The sequence below is a fragment of the Mixta gaviniae genome (genome assembly GCF_002953195.1).
In the GTDB taxonomy this organism is placed as follows: Bacteria; Pseudomonadota; Gammaproteobacteria; order Enterobacterales; family Enterobacteriaceae; genus Mixta; species Mixta gaviniae.
This window is the reverse complement of record NZ_CP026377.1, coordinates 2,994,508-3,010,758: the sequence shown is the minus strand read 5'-3', so window position 1 is coordinate 3,010,758 and position 16,251 is coordinate 2,994,508. Positions and strand designations below refer to the sequence as shown.

At 59.0% G+C, this 16,251-nt stretch carries 14 protein-coding genes; 5 read left to right on the top strand and 9 right to left on the bottom strand.

The window, feature by feature from the left end:
• Positions 1–60 precede the first annotated feature (60 nt).
• The 8 genes from yejF to C2E15_RS14000 all read right to left on the bottom strand — a co-directional run bounded on the left by yejF (position 61) and on the right by C2E15_RS14000 (position 10,254).
• Entirely contained in the window at positions 61–1,656 is a 1,596-nt protein-coding gene (gene yejF / locus C2E15_RS14035; RefSeq protein ID WP_104957919.1) for a microcin C ABC transporter ATP-binding protein YejF, read from the bottom strand.
• 4 nt (positions 1,657–1,660) lie between these two features.
• Complete coding sequence (locus C2E15_RS14030; protein WP_104957918.1) at positions 1,661–2,683, bottom strand: ABC transporter permease; 1,023 nt, start codon at positions 2,681–2,683, stop codon at positions 1,661–1,663.
• The gene (locus C2E15_RS14025) at positions 2,683–3,768 is read right to left on the bottom strand and encodes a microcin C ABC transporter permease YejB (RefSeq protein WP_104957917.1); all 1,086 of its coding nucleotides are present in this window, start codon (positions 3,766–3,768) and stop codon (positions 2,683–2,685) included. The genes C2E15_RS14030 and C2E15_RS14025 overlap by 1 nt, the downstream gene beginning before the upstream one ends.
• A 9-nt stretch (positions 3,769–3,777) precedes the next feature.
• Positions 3,778–5,583, bottom strand: coding sequence for an extracellular solute-binding protein (locus C2E15_RS14020; RefSeq protein WP_104959188.1), 1,806 nt, complete (start codon positions 5,581–5,583; stop codon positions 3,778–3,780).
• Between the two features lie 71 nt (positions 5,584–5,654).
• Positions 5,655–7,226 (bottom strand): cyclic di-GMP phosphodiesterase, encoded by a 1,572-nt coding sequence (locus C2E15_RS14015; protein WP_104957916.1) that lies wholly within the window; start codon positions 7,224–7,226, stop codon positions 5,655–5,657.
• Positions 7,227–7,449: 223 nt separating this feature from the next.
• Complete coding sequence (gene mepS, locus C2E15_RS14010; protein WP_104957915.1) at positions 7,450–8,022, bottom strand: bifunctional murein DD-endopeptidase/murein LD-carboxypeptidase; 573 nt, start codon at positions 8,020–8,022, stop codon at positions 7,450–7,452.
• A gap of 492 nt (positions 8,023–8,514) precedes the next feature.
• Positions 8,515–9,228 carry a phosphatase PAP2 family protein gene (locus C2E15_RS14005; RefSeq protein ID WP_104957914.1) on the bottom strand — a complete coding sequence of 238 codons (714 nt, stop codon included), beginning with the start codon at positions 9,226–9,228 and terminating at the stop codon, positions 8,515–8,517.
• Positions 9,229–9,264: 36 nt separating this feature from the next.
• Positions 9,265–10,254 carry a CobW family GTP-binding protein gene (locus tag C2E15_RS14000; protein ID WP_104957913.1) on the bottom strand — a complete coding sequence of 330 codons (990 nt, stop codon included), beginning with the start codon at positions 10,252–10,254 and terminating at the stop codon, positions 9,265–9,267.
• Positions 10,255–10,363: 109 nt separating this feature from the next.
• Between C2E15_RS14000 and C2E15_RS13995 the strand changes: the two genes are divergently transcribed.
• Positions 10,364–10,651, top strand: a complete 288-nt coding sequence (locus C2E15_RS13995) for a hypothetical protein (protein ID WP_104957912.1) — start codon at positions 10,364–10,366, stop codon at positions 10,649–10,651.
• A gap of 56 nt (positions 10,652–10,707) precedes the next feature.
• Here the strand turns inward: C2E15_RS13995 and yeiP are convergent, their stop codons facing one another.
• Positions 10,708–11,280 carry an elongation factor P-like protein YeiP gene (gene yeiP / locus C2E15_RS13990; RefSeq protein ID WP_104957911.1) on the bottom strand — a complete coding sequence of 191 codons (573 nt, stop codon included), beginning with the start codon at positions 11,278–11,280 and terminating at the stop codon, positions 10,708–10,710.
• 270 nt (positions 11,281–11,550) lie between these two features.
• On the opposite strand from yeiP, the gene C2E15_RS13985 reads away from it, so the two are divergent.
• The 4 genes from C2E15_RS13985 to fruA all read left to right on the top strand — a co-directional run bounded on the left by C2E15_RS13985 (position 11,551) and on the right by fruA (position 16,236).
• Complete coding sequence (locus C2E15_RS13985) at positions 11,551–11,805, top strand: YkgJ family cysteine cluster protein (RefSeq protein WP_104959187.1); 255 nt, start codon at positions 11,551–11,553, stop codon at positions 11,803–11,805.
• A gap of 639 nt (positions 11,806–12,444) precedes the next feature.
• Positions 12,445–13,578, top strand: coding sequence for a fused PTS fructose transporter subunit IIA/HPr protein (gene fruB, locus C2E15_RS13980; protein ID WP_104957910.1), 1,134 nt, complete (start codon positions 12,445–12,447; stop codon positions 13,576–13,578).
• The gene (gene fruK / locus C2E15_RS13975; RefSeq protein ID WP_104957909.1) at positions 13,575–14,513 is read left to right on the top strand and encodes a 1-phosphofructokinase; all 939 of its coding nucleotides are present in this window, start codon (positions 13,575–13,577) and stop codon (positions 14,511–14,513) included. The genes fruB and fruK overlap by 4 nt, the downstream gene beginning before the upstream one ends.
• Positions 14,514–14,529: 16 nt before the next feature.
• On the top strand, positions 14,530–16,236 hold the full coding sequence (gene fruA / locus C2E15_RS13970; RefSeq protein WP_104957908.1) for a PTS fructose transporter subunit IIBC: 1,707 nt from the start codon (positions 14,530–14,532) through the stop codon (positions 16,234–16,236).
• The last annotated feature ends 15 nt before the right edge of the window (positions 16,237–16,251 follow it).

Genomic DNA, 16,251 nt, shown 5'->3' with positions numbered 1-16,251 from the left:
GGTGTCGCCTCAACGCTTAGCCTGTTACTGCTCATGACCCTCTGCGCGCGAAGTCTTCGCTCAGCCCAGGCTTTGCGCCAGCAGCTGACGGGTATATTCCTGCTGCGGCGCGGCAAACACCGCTTCGCACTCGCCCTGTTCCACCACTTCGCCCTGACGCAGCACCACCAGCTGGTGGCAGAGCGAACGCACCACCTGCAGATCGTGACTGATAAAAATCCAGGCGATTTGATGCTCCCGTTGCAGCTTTTTCAGCAGTGCCAGTATCTGTTTCTGCACGGAGCGATCGAGCGACGAGGTTGGTTCATCCAGAATCACCAGCTGCGGCTGCAGAATTAAAGCGCGCGCGATGGCGATGCGCTGCCGCTGCCCGCCGGAGAACTCTGCCGGATAGCGATAGCGCGTCTCGGGATCCAGCCCCACCTCGCGCATCGCGTCGATCACCTGCTGCTCGCGCTGCTGCGCCGTCAGCTGCGGACGATGCACGCGCAGCCCCTCTTCAATAATCTGCACCACATTAAGACGCGGGTTAAGCGATGAATTGGGATCCTGGAAAACCACCTGCAGCCGTGGCCGCCAGGGCAGCATCTGGCGTCGGCTAAGGTTATGCAGCGGCTGGCCATTAAACAGGATCTCGCCCTCTGAGGCGATAAGCCGCAGCAGCGCCAGTCCGGTGGTGCTTTTACCCGATCCCGATTCGCCAACCAACCCCAGACTTTCGCCGGGGCGCAGGCTGAAGCTAAGGTTTTTCAGCGCGTGATGCTGGCGCGTCACCCGGCGCAGCAGCCCGCGCCGGACCGCGAAGGCGACCTGCAGCCCGTTGACCTGCAGCAACGGAGGCTGGCTGAGGTCAATCGGATCCGGGCGGCCTTCCGGCTCGGCGTCGATCAGCTGGCGCGTATAGGGGTGCTGCGGCGCGCTAAACAGGGCGTCGCGGCGGTTATGCTCGACGATTTTGCCGTTCTGCATCACGCTGACGCTGTCGGCCAGTTGGCGGACGATAGTAAAGTTATGGGTAATAAACAGCAGGCCCATATTCAGCTCCTGCTTTAATTCCTTTAGCAGCGTCAGAATTTGCGCCTGTACCGTGACATCGAGCGCGGTAGTGGGCTCATCGGCAATCAGCAACTCCGGCTGGGTCAACAGCGCCATGGCGATCATCACCCGCTGGCGTTCGCCGCCGGAAAGCTGATGGGGATAGTCAGCCAGACGGCCGCGGGCGTTGCGGATGCCGACCCGGTCAAGGCAGCTCAGCAGCTCAGCACGCGCCGCCTCGCGCCGCATACCGCGGTGCAGCGACAGTACCTCGTAGAGCTGTTTTTCCAGCGTATGCAGCGGGTTTAGCGAAACCATCGGCTCCTGAAAAATCATCGCGATGCGGTTGCCGCGCAGCCGTTGCAGCGTACGCTCATCGGCGCGCAGCAGATCCTGTCCGGCGAAGAGAATTTCGCCCTGCGGCCACGTGACCGGCGGCGAGGGCAGCAGGCGCATCACGGAAAGCGCGGTCACGCTCTTGCCCGAACCCGATTCGCCCACCAGCGCCAGCGTTTCGCCCGCCTCGACGGCAAGAGAAATATCGTCGACCACGCGGCGTTCGGTCGCGCCGTGACGAAAGGCGATGCTGAGATGATTGATACTGAGCAGGGGAGAGGTCATCGGGTTATACCTTTGCGGGATCGAACGCGTCGCGCACCGCTTCGCCGATAAAAATCAGCAGCGACAGTAAAATAGCCAGGGTGAAAAAGCCCGCCAGGCCGAGCCAGGGCGCCTGAAGATTGTTTTTTCCCTGTAGCAGCAGCTCTCCCAGCGATGGCGAGCCGAGCGGCAGGCCGAAGCCGAGAAAATCGAGTGAGGTCAGGGTGGTGATCGAGCCGCAGAGAATAAAGGGCAGCCAGGTCAGCGTCGCCACCATCGCATTCGGCAGCATATGACGCAGCATGATGCGGCTGTCGCTGACGCCGAGCGCCATCGCCGCGCGAATATAGTCGAAGTTGCGCGTGCGCAGAAACTCGGCGCGCACCACGCCCACCAGGCTCATCCAGCCGAAGGCCACGGTGATCGCCAGCAGCCACCAGAAGCCCGGCTGCACCACGCTGGAGAGCAGGATGATCAGAAACAGCGTCGGCATGCCGGACCAGATTTCAATAAAACGCTGGCCGAACAGATCCACCTTGCCGCCGAAATAGCCCTGCACCGCGCCGACAGCGACGCCGATCACGCTGGAGATCAGCGTCAGCATCAGACCGAACAGCAGAGAGATGCGTGTGCCGTAGAGAATGCGCGCCAGCACATCGCCGCCGTTGGCGTCGGTGCCGAGCCAGTTCTGCGCCGAGGGGGGCGACGGGAAAGGCACGCGGGTGGCAAAGTTGATGGTATTGTCGCCGAAGCGGATCGGCGCCCACAGCGTCCAGCCATCCTGCGCCAGACGCTGCTGCAGCCAGGGATCCTGATAGTCAGCGGAGGTGGCGAACGGGCCGCCGAAATCGCTTTCGGTATAGTCGAACAGCAGTGGGGCGTACCAGCGTTCTTGATAATGCACCAGCAGCGGCTTATCGTTCGCCAGCAGCTCGGCGCCGAGGCTGAGGGTGAAAATCAGCGCGAACAGCCACAGCGACCAGTAGCCGCGGCGGTTCTGCCGGAAGCGCTGCCAGCGCGCCTGGTTGACCGGATTTAAACGGCTCATCAGCGTCCCTCGAAATCGATACGCGGATCGACCAGCGTATAGGTGATATCGCTGAGGATATTTAACAGCAGACCGATCAGCGTAAAGATATACAGCGTGCCGAACATCACCGGGTAATCGCGCTGGATAGTGGCTTCATAGCCGAGCAGGCCGAGGCCGTTCAGCGAAAACATCACTTCTATCAACAGCGAGCCGGTAAAAAACATGCTGATAAAGGTGGCCGGAAAGCCGGCAATCACCAGCAGCATGGCGTTGCGGAAGACGTGGCGGTAAAGCACCTTTTTCTCATCAAGCCCTTTAGCGCGCGCGGTCACCACGTACTGCTTGCGGATCTCGTCGAGAAAGGAATTTTTCGTCAGCATGGTCAGGGTGGCGAAGCCGCCGATCACCGTCGCCAGCACCGGCAGGGTAATATGCCAGAAGTAGTCGCCGATTTTCGCGTACCACGGCAGCTGGTCGAACTGCGGCGAGGTCAGCCCGCGCAGCGGGAACCAGTCGAAATAGCTGCCGCCGGAGAACAGCACGATCAGCATAATGCCGAACAGAAAGGCGGGGATGGCATAACCGATGATAATCAGCGTACTGCTCCAGATATCGAAGGCGCTGCCGTTGCGCACCGCCTTTTTGATACCCAGTGGAATCGACACCAGATAAATGATCAGCGTACTCCACAGACCCAGCGAGACGGAGACCGGCAGGCTCTCTTTGATCATCTGCACTACCGAGGCGCTGCGAAACAGGCTGTCGCCGAAATCGAAGCGCAGGTAGTTCCACAGCAGCGTGAAATAGCGCTCGTGCAGCGGTTTATCAAAGCCGTAGCGTTGGGTTATTTCCGCCACCACTTCCGGATCAAGCCCGCGCGAGCCGCGATACTGGTTATCGCCCGGCGAGCTGTTCAGCACTGCGCGGCTGCTGGCGCTTTCGCCGCCGCCGGGCAGGCCGCTGCTCTGCCCAAATTGCGCATTGGCCAGCGCCTGCTCGACCGGGCCGCCTGGCGCGATCTGCACAATAAAAAAGTTCAGCGTAATGATTGCCCACAGCGTCGGCACAATCAGCAGCAGACGACGGATCAGATAAGCGCCCAATCCCACTCCTTAACGCCGTTGCGCCGGCAGTTTTGCGGCTTTGTTAACATCGTACCACCAGTTATCCAGCCCTACGGAATAGGCGGGTATCACCGCAGGATGCGAAAATTTATTCCACCAGGCGTAGCGGTCCTGGCCGCTGTACCACATCGGGATCATATAGTTGTTCCACAACAGCACGCGATCCAGCGCGCGGCCTAACGGTAGCAGCGCGTTTTTATCGCCCTGATGCGCCAGAATGCGATCGATTAGCGCATCCAGCACCGGGTTTTTAACCCGCGCCTGGTTCCAGCTGGACTCGATAAACGCAGACTGCCAGCGCTGGCTTAGCCCACTGTTCGGCCAGGGCACGGCGTAATAGTTCGTTGGCGTCATATCATAATCGCCCTGGCGCAGGCGCCGCAAATATTGCGAGCTGTCGATCTGGCGAATGGTCATGGTGATACCCAGCCGCTTCAGACTGTGCTGGAACGGCAGCACCCAACTGATGCTGCTGCCGCTGTTCACCAGCAGCTCAAAACGAAACGGCTGGCCTGCGGCGTTAACCAGCTGGCGATTTTTCAGCTGCCAGCCCGCCTCCTGCAGCAGCTTCAGCGCACGCAGCAGGTTGGCGCGGTCATAGCCGCTGCCGTCGCTGATCGGCGGCTGAAAGCGCTCGCTGAACACCTCATCGGGAATTTTGCCTTTAAAAGGCGCGAGGATTTCCAGCTCGGCGGCGTCGGGATAGCCGCGCGCCGCATAGTCGGTGTTCTGGAAATAGCTGCTGGTACGCTGATATGACTGATAGAACAGCGCCTTGTTCATCCATTCGAAATCGAACGCCAGCGTCAGCGCCTGGCGCACGCGCCGATCGCTAAACAGCGCTTTTTCATTGTTGATCGCCAGCCAGGCGGCGTCGGTCGTCACCTGGTTCGGCCGCGGCTCTTTAACGATCTGCTGCCGGTCGAAGCTCTCGCCGCGGTACTGCGTCGCCCAGTTTTTCGCTGAGATCTCGGTGCGAAAATCGTAGGCGCCCGCTTTAAACGCCTCGAAAGCGACATTGTCATCCAGATAGTAGTCGTAGCGAATGGTATCGAAGTTAAAGCGCCCCTTATTGACCGGCAGATCGGCCGCCCAGTAATCCTTCACGCGCGAATAGACAATATATTGCCCGACCTTATAGGAGGTGATGCGATAGGGGCCGCTGGAGAGCGGGGGATAACCCAGCGGCTCGTTGAATTTATGCTGGCGCCAGAACTTTTCCGGCAGCACCGGCAGGGTGAACAGATCCAGCATCATGCTGCGGTCCGGTTTCGGCAGCTCAATGCGCACTGTCAGGCGCGAGATCGCCTTCACCGTGGTGCCTTTATAAATCACGCGGAAAAAAGGCACCCCTTCGGTCATAAATTTTTCAAAGGTAAAGGCGACATCCTGCGCGGTGATCGGCGTGCCGTCCTGAAAGCGTGCGCGCGGATTGAGCGTGATTTCCGCCCATTTGAAATCCGCAGGGTAGCGGGCATATTCAGCGATCAGCGGATAGTAGCTGCCGATCTCATCTTCGGAAGCGGTAAATAGCGGATCGTAGAGCGTTTCGGTGCGCGCGCCCGGATAGCCGCGCGAGGCGTAACGATTGAAATTATCGTAGTTGCCGAGCGCCGGCAGGGTAATTTTGCCGCCTTTCGGCGCCGCCGGGTTAACGTAGTCAAAATGGGTGAAGCCGACGCCATATTTCGGCTCGCCCAGCTCGGCGAAGGCGTAGCTTTCACGAATGATATCCGCCTGCGCGCTTAGCGCGCTGCCGAAAACCAGGATCAGTATCAACAGACGACATAACATCAGGTCAGTAAACTCCCGCATCAAGAAGCGACGCCCGCGGGCGCGCTGGTCAGTCATTACCGGCTGCGCCATCAGGAGAGGCGCGTCTGGCGCGTCTGCAGCCAGGGGATCAGCTCATCCGGCGGCAACGGGCGGCTGAAGAGGTAGCCCTGCATATGCGTCACGCCGCGCTTCAGCAGCCAGGCGGCCTGCTCTTCCGTTTCCACCCCCTCGGCCACCGTTTTCAGGTTCAGCTTGCGCGCCAGATTCAATACCACGTCCAGTACCGGCGAGGTTACGGTTTCCATGCCGATGCTCTGTACAAAGCCACGATCGATCTTGAGATAATCAAAGCAGAATTTTTCCAGATAGATAAGCGCGCTGTGACCGGTGCCAAAATCGTCGATGGCAATGGTGATCTGCTGCGCGTGCAGCCAGTCAAACACCTCCGCCGCATTTTTATCCGAAACCATGGTGCGTTCGGTGATCTCAAATACGTAATCGAAATGGTCGGGCGGCATCGCCGCGATCCAGGCTTCCACATCCTGGCGGAAGCTGTCGGCGGCCAGATGACCGGGGGCGATATTCAGGCCCATGGTCACGCCAGGCGGCAGCCAGGGGCTGAGCAGGCGGGCGTCGCGCGCCACCAGCGTAAACAGATGGCGCGTCAGCGGTACAATCATATTCTGGCTTTCGGCATAGCTGATAAAAGCGTCCGGCGGGATAGGGCCGGTCACCGGATGCGTCCAGCGCAGCAGCGCCTCCAGCCCGTAAACGCGTCCGGAGACGGCTTCGATCAGGGGCTGATAGGCCACGTGGAATTCGTTGCGTTTGATGGCCGCCAGAATCTCTTTGCCGGGGCGCAGGCGCAGGGAGAAGAGCAGCCAGCAGCCCGATGCTACCACCAGCGCCAGCAGCACGCCCGCCAGCAGCGTCATCGCCATATCGCGCGTCGGCAGATCTTTGCCGTAGAGGTAAAAGGTCAGCGCGTAGCCCGGCAGGGTGAACTGACGCAGCGGCGCGGCGGGCAGGCTGGCGCGCGGAATAATATGGTTATTCCAGGTCAGCAGCGCCAGATTACCGGCCGCGATCGCCAGCCCGTCGACGCTGTGCTGCCGCGCCGCCAGCATCAGTAAGGGGGTAATATTCAAATCGAGCGTGGTCAGCAGCCCCTGATCGCGGTAATGCGGGTGCGCCATCCACAGCAACAGCGCAGGGCGATGCGGGATTTTGGGCGTGCCGGCGACCAGCCTGACGTCGCGGCTGCGCGTCAGCATCAGCGAAGGGGAGAAGGCGTGAACCGGCAGCAAAAAGGCGCCGGTGGCCGATGAACACCAGGCGTTACCGGCGCGCACCAGCAGAATGGCGCGGACGCCGGTAGTAAACGCGGCGCGCGAGGCGAGTTCTTCGCTGGCCTGGCGGCAGTCGCCGCTGGTATAGGGCAGCAGCGGCAGCAGGCTTTTTTCGAGGTTATCGAACAGCGTCTGCATATACGCTTTACTGGCGTTAGCCAGACGATCGTGCTGCTGCGCGCGTTTATGGTGAATAATAAATAGCGTAACGGCACTAAATGCCAGGAAAAAAACGATGCCTGCAATGGCGCTAAGCCCGGCTATTCTGCGCGGATGAACTGCATGGCGCTTTATAACTTTGGATAACGGCATTGGGCATTGTCTCTCGTTTTGGCCTGTTCTTATGGTGAGATTTAGTACAGCCGCACTCTGATAATAAACGTGGAGAATATAACGAGTGGGGACCCGATGTCTCGTTATTCTGAATGAAGGGCCAGGCAAAACATTTTTTGGCGGCGAAAACGCGGGGCAAAAAAAACGCTGCCGGGGCAGCGTTTTTATTAGCTCATTAAATAGAAACGACTTCAGGGATAAATTAACTTTGCGTTCGGCTCAGTACGCGTCGGGCTTCCCGATAGCGATTTTTCCAGTAAGCGTCGTTAAGACTGGAAATCATTACGCCGCTGCTGGTCGAAGCATGGACAAAATTATCATTGCCCAGATAAATGCCTACGTGACGGCCGGTAGAGCCGGCGCGGAACAGGACCAAATCGCCGGGACGCAGCTTGCTGCGTGATACCCCGCGTCCGGTATCCTTTTGTTCCCATGTGGATCGCGGCAGGTCGAGACCAAACTGCTCACGAAAAGTTACCTGAACAAAGGCGGAGCAATCGATGCCGCGTTTGGTGGTGCCGCCGAGACGATAGCGCACCCCTTTCCAGTCATCATATTGTTCCAGAATGCGCGATTTAATATCGACATTCTGCACCATTTGTTCAAATTCATCCTGAGACGCTTGAAGTAAAAAACCATTGTGGTTATTAACTGCATGGGTCTCAGTTTGCGCATTCTGTCCGTGATGGCCACTACATGCTGAGAGTAACGTCGCCAGCGCGACAGCAGGGATCGCCCGCAAGATATATCTCAGGAACGGTTGAGATTTGACCATTATGTTTATTATCCCTTGAAGTCCTTACGACCGGAGGTCGCTGATTAATGAGCAAAACGGCATGAGATTAATTAGTGCAAAGGCATAAGACAATTTCTGAATCTTTAAAATGTGTAAATGCGCACATTTTTCTTTTCCAGATTCGCCTTTTCATCGCCACTAATGCCTTGCAGTGGCTGAGGTTACCCGATCGCATGCCGCATGGCGAGTGGTTTTACGCACTTTTTTATAGGTTTTTTTGATGTGAAATCAATATATAACCATTTGGTTACTTTATAGACAAATATGGATAAATAATGGCGAGATTAAAGGGGCTTTAATCGGTCAATTTAGGGGATTGCGCAGGTTTTCAGAGCAGGGGGGCTGGACAAACACTCTCAAAACATAATAAGGGCTTAACCCTGATATACTCCTTGCCTCTCACATCCTTCATTAGCAGGCTTATTATCAATCTATAAAAAAAAGCCCGCCGGGGAAGCCGACGGGCCTTTTTCAGGCCGCTTTGCCAGGTTTATATCTGCCTGGCAGCGTGCGATAGAGCCAGTTGACCAGCGAGTCGCTGGCGGGGGTGATAAGCCACCAGCTCAGCCCCACCAGCACTACCGACAGCGATCCTACCGCCACATCGGTGAACCAATGCGCGCCCGCCATAATGCGCGGCAGAGAGAACACCACCGCGATCGCCAGCGCCATCAAAAATGCCCGAATGCCGACATAACGCAGCATAAAGCAGGCGAAAATGATCAGCATCATGCCGTGGTCGCCTGGGAAGCTATCTTTCGAGGCATCTTTTGCTGGAATGCCGGTCAGCTCGCTCACACGCCAGACGTTGTCGAAAAACAGCGTTGGGCTGGAATGCTTCACCGGCAGCAGATGGCCCAGCTGATTCAGGATCACGGCGGTGATCAGCATACAGATGCCGATAGCCAGCATACGGCGTCGCCCTTGCGGCGTTTCGCGGCGCCAGTAGGACCAGTAAAGCAGGCCCATCGCCAGCAATGAGACGGCGTCGAAACCACGAAAGTTAGTGATCGCCAGCACCAGAGCGAAAGCGTGGCTGGTCGCCATATGCTGGTTGAACCAGAAAAATATCGCTTTATCGATGCCAAACCAGGGGCCGTGATTGCCCGGAAGATACCAGGATAAAAACAGCGCCACGCCGGCCAGGTTCAGCAGCAGAATAATCGCTAACCGTTTTGCGTTCATAAGGACTCAAGTCAAAGGACAAAATAACGGCATAAGTTACGGCTTATCAGTTAAACGGAGTTTCAACAATTCGCTTTGTAACTGATTCCAGTCTGCGTCGCTGTGGTGAATGATCTCAATGCGGCTGTCCGGCGGCGGCGCCTGACGCGTTTCAATACGAAAATCGGCGCCCTGACGATTAATGCTGACCGCGCCCTCGGCGATGCGCATCACCCCTTTTACGCGCTCTACCGGCGCCAGACGCGCCCACTCCAGCACGCCGACAGTGTCGAAAACTGTTTCGCTGTCGAAGGCCCAGCCGCAGGCGTAATAGCCCTGACCCTGATTAAAGGCGCGCCGCCAGCGTGCATTGTTATCAAGGCGCAGCGCCGCCAGGCCCGACTCGCGCCGTGGATGGGCGTGCTGATGCGCGGCGCTCTGCGGCAATGCGCGCAGGTTGCGGCGCGGTTGCGCCAGCAGCGCCGGATCGATGCGGCCATATTCGGTGGCGATTAACGGGCGATCGCCAAGTTCTTGCGTCTGCCACTGCGCCAGCGCCTGACGATCCTGCGCCTGCCAGCGATCCTGCTTATTGGCGATGACGATATCCGCCGCCGCCAGCTGATCGCGGAAGTTTTCGTTTTCCCGCACGCGCGCATCGCTGAGCTGACGCGGATCGAGCAGCGTCAGCGACGCCTGTACGCTCAGCCAGGGCTGATAAGCTTCGGCGCTGAGCATATCCAGGATCTGTTTAGGGTGGCCAAGGCCGGTCGGCTCAATCAGCAGGCGGTCAAGCGCGTTCTGACGCAGCAGCATATTCAGGCCGACCTGCATTGGCAGGCCGTTTACGCAGCACATGCAGCCGCCGGGGATCTCTTTCAGCACTGCGCCGCTTTCCGCCAGCAGCGCGCCATCGATGCCGATTTCGCCGAATTCATTGACCAGGATCGCCCAGTTTTCGCCTTCCGGTTTGTTAGCCAGCAGGTGCAGCAGCGTCGTGGTTTTGCCGCTGCCGAGAAAACCGGTGATCAGGTTGACCTGGATCATGCTTACCTCCTTTTTATCCGCCAGCCGGCCCGATTTTCATCGCAAAAAAGCCGGTAGCGTTTTTAGTTAATAGTATTGCTAAGAATCATCCAATGGTGTGGAACAACCCATGAAATATTCAGCCTTACCTGCCTTACTGCTTTTTTCCGCTGTCGCCTGCGCCGAAGACGGCACGGTGCTGTTTACCGGCGGCATTCACGAAGTCGGCTGCCACTATTCCGTTACAGGCCAGGCGCTGCGCAGCAGCTGTTATCGAAACGGCGAATGGCGGCAGCAGAGCCAGCCGCTTGCTGAAATCGTCCAGGAAAAGCAGCGCTCAGCCCCCTTTGAGGAGAGGCATCTGACCTGGCTCGACAGCCAGCACAAGGTGGGCGTGGTAACGATCAGCGTTCCCTGAGTGATTTTGTTATAACATAACAAAATGCCCGGCGACACTCTCGCCGGGCGGGGATGTTAGTCTGCGCGGCCCATATAGCGGCGCTCAGCGATATGAATGCGGATTTTCTCGCCGTTGCTGAGGTATTCCGGCACCTGAATCGACAGGCCGGTACTCATTACCGCGGGTTTGGTGCGCGCGCTGGCCGAGGCGCCTTTAATGCCCGGCGAGGTATCGACGATTTCCATATCCACCGTCTGCGGCAGCTCAAGCGCCAGCACCTGGCCATCCATGGTGAGAACCTGAATGCCCGGCATGCCGCCTTCGGGAATAAACAGCAGCTCTTCTTCGATCTGCGCTTTTTTAAAGCTGTAGGGGGTGTAGTCTTCGTCATCCATAAAGACATATTCATCGCCGTCGACGTAGGAGAAGGTCACCGAGCGGCGGCTCAGGGTGATGGTGTCGAGAATATCGTCGCCTTTAAAGCGCTCTTCCACCTTCAGGCCGGTGCGGATATCGGTAAAACGCATTTTATACAGGGTTGAGGCGCCACGGGCGCTGGGACTCTGGATATCGATATCTTTTACCAGCAGCAGCTTACCGTTCCAGGTCACGGCCATTCCGCGCTTAATTTCGTTAGCTCTTGGCATGTCAACTCTCTCTGCATGGGGGAATAAAGAATCGCGACAAAGTACTCCCGGCCAACTGATCAGGCAAGATCCCGGACTCATTTTTCCCGGCGCGCATGGCAATTGCGCCAGTCAAACGGTGCGATACCGGAAACGCGTACTCTTTCCCGGCGCGCCTGGCAATTGCGCCAGTCAAACGGTGCGCTGTCGGAAACGCGCAATATTTCCTGCCGCGCATGGCAATTCCGGCGGCGGGCTGATATTGTCGCGGAAATTTTTAAGGGGAAAGGTATGGAGTGTCGCACCGCCTGCGGAGCCTGTTGTACGGCGCCGTCTATCTCATCGCCGATTCCCGGCATGCCGCAGGGAAAACCGGCCAATACGCCCTGTGTTCAGCTCGACGCGCAGCTGCGCTGCAAAATCTTTGGCTCGTCGCTGCGCCCGAAGGTGTGCGCCAGCCTGCAGCCCTCGGCAGAGATGTGCGCCTCGACGCGCGAGCAGGCAATGACCTGGCTGCTCACGCTGGAAGCGGCGACCGCGCCCTGAGATCCTCCGGCTGGCTGACTGGCTGACTGGCTGACTGGCTGACTGGCTGACTGGCTGACTGGCTGACTGACTGACTGGCTAACTGGCTGGCTGACTGGCTGACTGGCTGACTGGCTAACTGACCGACTGACCTAACTTCCAGGCCTGAGTATTTGAGCGCCCGGTAAAGATTGGCCTCCTCCCGCAGACCCCAGCGGCCGATCCGCATGGCCGTTGCCGAACGCCAAAAGCCGTAACCGTAACCTGCAGACGCCGGCCTGGCGACGGTGCCCAATAGACTGGGTTTTAACCGGCCAACGCCGTGCGCTTTTTTCCCCATCCGCCTGTCAAAACCCCTTCAGTCCCGATTTACTTTTTTTCCGCCGCCTGCTGAAAAAGGCTGAAATCCGGGAGTTGATTTTAGTTCGCTTTCAGCAAAGCCATCAGCTATGAAGAGGGTTTATTCCGAAAAGGTAAATGAAATGTGCGTTGCTTCAAAAATATGCTACGCAAATTTACGTATAACTTGCGCGCAAACGGCACTCTGTACCAAACTGATTGAAACGTTTCAGCGTTATCTCGGTAGTAAAGTTGGCATGGGATAACGCTTTTTTTCTCAATACAGCTGAAACGATTCAATTTCGGCAGGAGAGGAGAACTATGTTCCAGCTCGATATCAAGGCCATCCATCCAGGGCAAACGGCCAGCAATAAGGAAGAGGCGATTCGTCAGGTCGCTGCCGCGCTGACCGCCGCCGGTAACGTCGGCGAAGGCTATGTGCAGGGTATGCTCGCCCGCGAACAACAAACGTCAACCTATCTGGGCAACGGCATCGCCATTCCGCACGGCACCACCGACACGCGCGATTTAGTGCTGCAAACCGGCGTGCAGGTATTTCAGTTTCCACAGGGCATCGCCTGGGGCGACGATCAAACCGCGTATGTGGTGATCGGTATCGCCGCGCGCTCCGATGAGCATCTGGCGCTGCTGCGTCAGTTGACGCACGTACTGAGCGATGATGATGTGGCCGCTCAGCTGAGAACAACCGACTCCGCAGAAGAGCTGCGCAGCCTGCTGATGGGCGAGAAGCAGGGCAGCGAATTTAAATTCGATACCTCCCTGATCGCCGTTGACGTCAACGCCAGCGATCTGATGACGCTGCAGGCGCTCAATGCCGGCCGCTTACAGCAGGCGGGCGCGGTAGACGCGCGCTTTGTCGCCCAGGTGATCGGCGCGACGCCGCTGAATCTGGGGCAGGGCATCTGGCTGAACGACAGCGTTGATGGCAACCTCGGCAGCGCCGTGGCGGTCAGCCGCGCCGCTCAGCCGTTTACCGTCGACGGCGAACCGGCGGCGATGCTGGTCACCGTTGCGGTGGCGGACGATAAGCCGCTGCAGGTGCTGAACTATCTCAGCGACCTGCTGCTGAAGCAAAAAGCGGATCGCCTGCTGAAAGCAGACGCCGCAGGCGTGCTGGCGCTGATGACCAGCGAAGTGGATGAGCAGGCGGAAGTGCTGACGGCAGAGTTCATTATCCGCAATGAACACGGCCTGCACGCCCGTCCGGGCACCGCGCTGGTCAGCGTGATCAAGCAGTTTAACTGCGATGTCACCATCACCAATCTCGACGGCAGCGGCAAACCTGCCAACGGGCGCAGCCTGATGAAAGTAGTGGCGCTGGGCGTGAAAAAAGGACATCGCCTGCGCTTTACCGCCAGCGGTGAAGATGCACAACAGGCGTTAAACGCCATTGAAGAGGCGATCAACAGCGGCCTCGGCGAGGGGGCAGCATGAGCAGACGCGTCGCAACCATTACGCTGAATCCCGCCTACGATCTGGTCGGCTACTGTCCGGAAATCGAACGTGGCGAAGTCAACCTGGTGAAAACCACTGGCCTGCACGCGGCGGGCAAGGGCATTAACGTGGCGAAGGTGCTGAAAGATTTAGGCATCGATGTCACCGTTGGCGGTTTCCTCGGTAAAGAGAATCAGGATGGCTTTCAGCATCTGTTCAGCGAGCTGGGTATCGCCAACCGCTTTCAGGTGGTGCCGGGCCGCACGCGCATTAACGTCAAGCTGACGGAAAAAGATGGCGAAGTCACCGATTTGAACTTCTCCGGCTTCGATGTCAGCGCGCAGGACTGGGAGCGCTTTACCGCCGATTCTCTCACCTGGCTGGGCCAGTTCGATATGGTCTGCGTCAGCGGCAGCCTGCCGGCGGGCGTGGATCCTGACGCGTTTACGCGCTGGATGAGCGATCTGCGTACGCAGTGTCCATGCATTATTTTCGACAGCAGCCGCGAAGCGTTGGTGGCCGGCCTGAAAGCCGCCCCCTGGCTGGTGAAGCCTAACCGCCGCGAGCTGGAAATCTGGGCCGGACGCAAGCTGCCGACGCTGGAAGATGTGATTGAGGCGGCGCACGCCCTGCGCGAACAGGGCATTGCCCACGTGGTGATTTCGCTCGGCGCGGAAGGCGCGCTGTGGGTGAACGCGTCCGGCGAATGGATCGCCCGGCCGCCGGCCTGTGAAGTGGTCAGCACCGTAGGCGCCGGCGATTCCATGGTCGGCGGGCTGATTTACGGCCTGCTGATGCGCGAATCCAGCGAGCATACCCTGCGTCTGGCGACAGCAGTCGCCGCCCTGGCGGTGAGCCAGAGCAACGTAGGCGTTACCGATCGTACTCAGTTGGCCGCAATGATGGCGCGCGTCGACCTGAAACCCTTTAACTGACAGCAGGAGAGGCATAATGAAAACGCTGCTGATGACAGATCCTTCGCTGGGGCTCGCCTCAGGTTATATGGCAAAACAACTTATCGCGGCGGCGGCGGGCAAAGCCGGCCTGACGCTGGTGGAAAACCCGGCAGAGGCTGAGCTGGTGATCGCGCTGGGCGATCGCATGCCAACTGATAGCGCGCTGAACGGCAAAGCGGTATGGCAGGGCAACGCCGCCCAGGCGCTGCGCGATCCGCAGGCGTTCCTTGCCCGTGCCAAAGCGGAAGCGCAACCCTGGCAGGCGGCGGCCGCTGAGCCGATCGCCGCACCGGTGAGCGCGGCGGCGCCAACCGGTGCCAAACGTATCGTCGCTATCACCGCCTGTCCGACCGGCGTGGCGCACACCTTTATGGCGGCCGAAGCGATTGAAACCGAAGCGAAGAAACGCGGCTGGTGGGTAAAAGTGGAAACCCGCGGCTCGGTGGGTGCAGGTAACCCTATCACTCCGCAGGAAGTGGCGGAGGCGGATCTGGTGATCGTTGCGGCCGATATCGAAGTGGATCTGGCGAAGTTCGCTGGTAAACCGATGTACCGCACCTCAACGGGCCTGGCGCTGAAGAAAACCGCGCAGGAGTTCGATAAAGCGCTGGCGGAAGCGCGTCCTTATCAGCCGAAAGGTAACGCGCAGGGCGCCGCCAGCGACGGCGAGCAGCAGCAGGAGCGCGCGGGCGCCTATCGTCATCTGCTGACCGGCGTTTCCTATATGCTGCCGATGGTGGTGGCGGGCGGTCTGTCGATCGCGCTTTCCTTCGCTTTCGGCATCACCGCGTTTAAAGAGCAGGGCACGCTGGCGGCGGCGCTGATGCAGATCGGCGGCGGCACGGCGTTTGCGCTGATGGTGCCGGTACTGGCAGGCTTTATCGCCTTCTCCATCGCCGACCGCCCTGGCCTGACGCCGGGCTTGATCGGCGGTATGCTGGCCAGCAGCATCAACGCCGGCTTCCTTGGCGGCATTATTGCCGGTTTCATCGCCGGTTACGCCGCGAAGTTCCTCAGCAGCAAAGTGAAGCTGCCGCAGAGCATGGAGGCGCTGAAGCCGATCCTGATTATCCCGCTGGTGGCGAGCCTGATCACCGGTCTGCTGATGATTTACGTGGTCGGCACGCCGGTGGCGAAAATTATGGAAGGCCTGACGCACTGGCTGGGCAACATGGGTACGGCTAACGCGGTACTGCTGGGCGCGATTCTGGGCGGCATGATGTGCGCCGATATGGGCGGTCCGATTAACAAAGTGGCCTATGCGTTCGGCGTCGGTCTGCTGAGTTCTCAGACCTACGCGCCGATGGCGGCGATTATGGCTGCGGGCATGGTGCCGCCGCTGGCGATGGGCGTGGCGACGCTGCTGGCGCGTAAGAAATTCAACAAAGGACAGCAGGAAGGCGGTAAAGCGGCGCTGGTACTGGGCCTGTGCTTTATCTCCGAAGGGGCGATTCCGTTCGCCGCCCGCGATCCGATGCGCGTGCTGCCGTGCTGCATCGTCGGCGGCGCGGTTACCGGCGCCATCTCCATGATGGTCGGCGCGAAACTGATGGCGCCGCACGGCGGTCTGTTCGTGCTGCTGATCCCGGGCGCCATTACGCCGGTGCTGGGCTATCTGCTGGCCATCGTGGTGGGTACGCTGCTGGCGGGCGTGGCCTATGCGGTACTGAAGCGTCCTGAGTCGGAGCTGGCGAAAGCCTGATTCTCTTCCGGCGAT

Bases quoted from the DNA above. Each gene is read 5' to 3' on its own strand.
- yejF (WP_104957919.1), bottom strand. From the start codon at position 1,656: ATGACCTCTCCCCTGCTCAGTATCAATCATCTCAGCATCGCCTTTCGT.
- C2E15_RS14030 (WP_104957918.1), bottom strand. From the start codon at position 2,683: ATGAGCCGTTTAAATCCGGTCAACCAGGCGCGCTGGCAGCGCTTCCGG.
- C2E15_RS14020 (WP_104959188.1), bottom strand. From the start codon at position 5,583: ATGTTATGTCGTCTGTTGATACTGATCCTGGTTTTCGGCAGCGCGCTA.
- C2E15_RS14015 (WP_104957916.1), bottom strand. From the start codon at position 7,226: ATGCCGTTATCCAAAGTTATAAAGCGCCATGCAGTTCATCCGCGCAGA.
- mepS (WP_104957915.1), bottom strand. From the start codon at position 8,022: ATGGTCAAATCTCAACCGTTCCTGAGATATATCTTGCGGGCGATCCCT.
- C2E15_RS14005 (WP_104957914.1), bottom strand. From the start codon at position 9,228: ATGAACGCAAAACGGTTAGCGATTATTCTGCTGCTGAACCTGGCCGGC.
- C2E15_RS14000 (WP_104957913.1), bottom strand. From the start codon at position 10,254: ATGATCCAGGTCAACCTGATCACCGGTTTTCTCGGCAGCGGCAAAACC.
- C2E15_RS13995 (WP_104957912.1), top strand. From the start codon at position 10,364: ATGAAATATTCAGCCTTACCTGCCTTACTGCTTTTTTCCGCTGTCGCC.
- yeiP (WP_104957911.1), bottom strand. From the start codon at position 11,280: ATGCCAAGAGCTAACGAAATTAAGCGCGGAATGGCCGTGACCTGGAAC.
- C2E15_RS13985 (WP_104959187.1), top strand. From the start codon at position 11,551: ATGGAGTGTCGCACCGCCTGCGGAGCCTGTTGTACGGCGCCGTCTATC.
- fruB (WP_104957910.1), top strand. From the start codon at position 12,445: ATGTTCCAGCTCGATATCAAGGCCATCCATCCAGGGCAAACGGCCAGC.
- fruK (WP_104957909.1), top strand. From the start codon at position 13,575: ATGAGCAGACGCGTCGCAACCATTACGCTGAATCCCGCCTACGATCTG.
- fruA (WP_104957908.1), top strand. From the start codon at position 14,530: ATGAAAACGCTGCTGATGACAGATCCTTCGCTGGGGCTCGCCTCAGGT.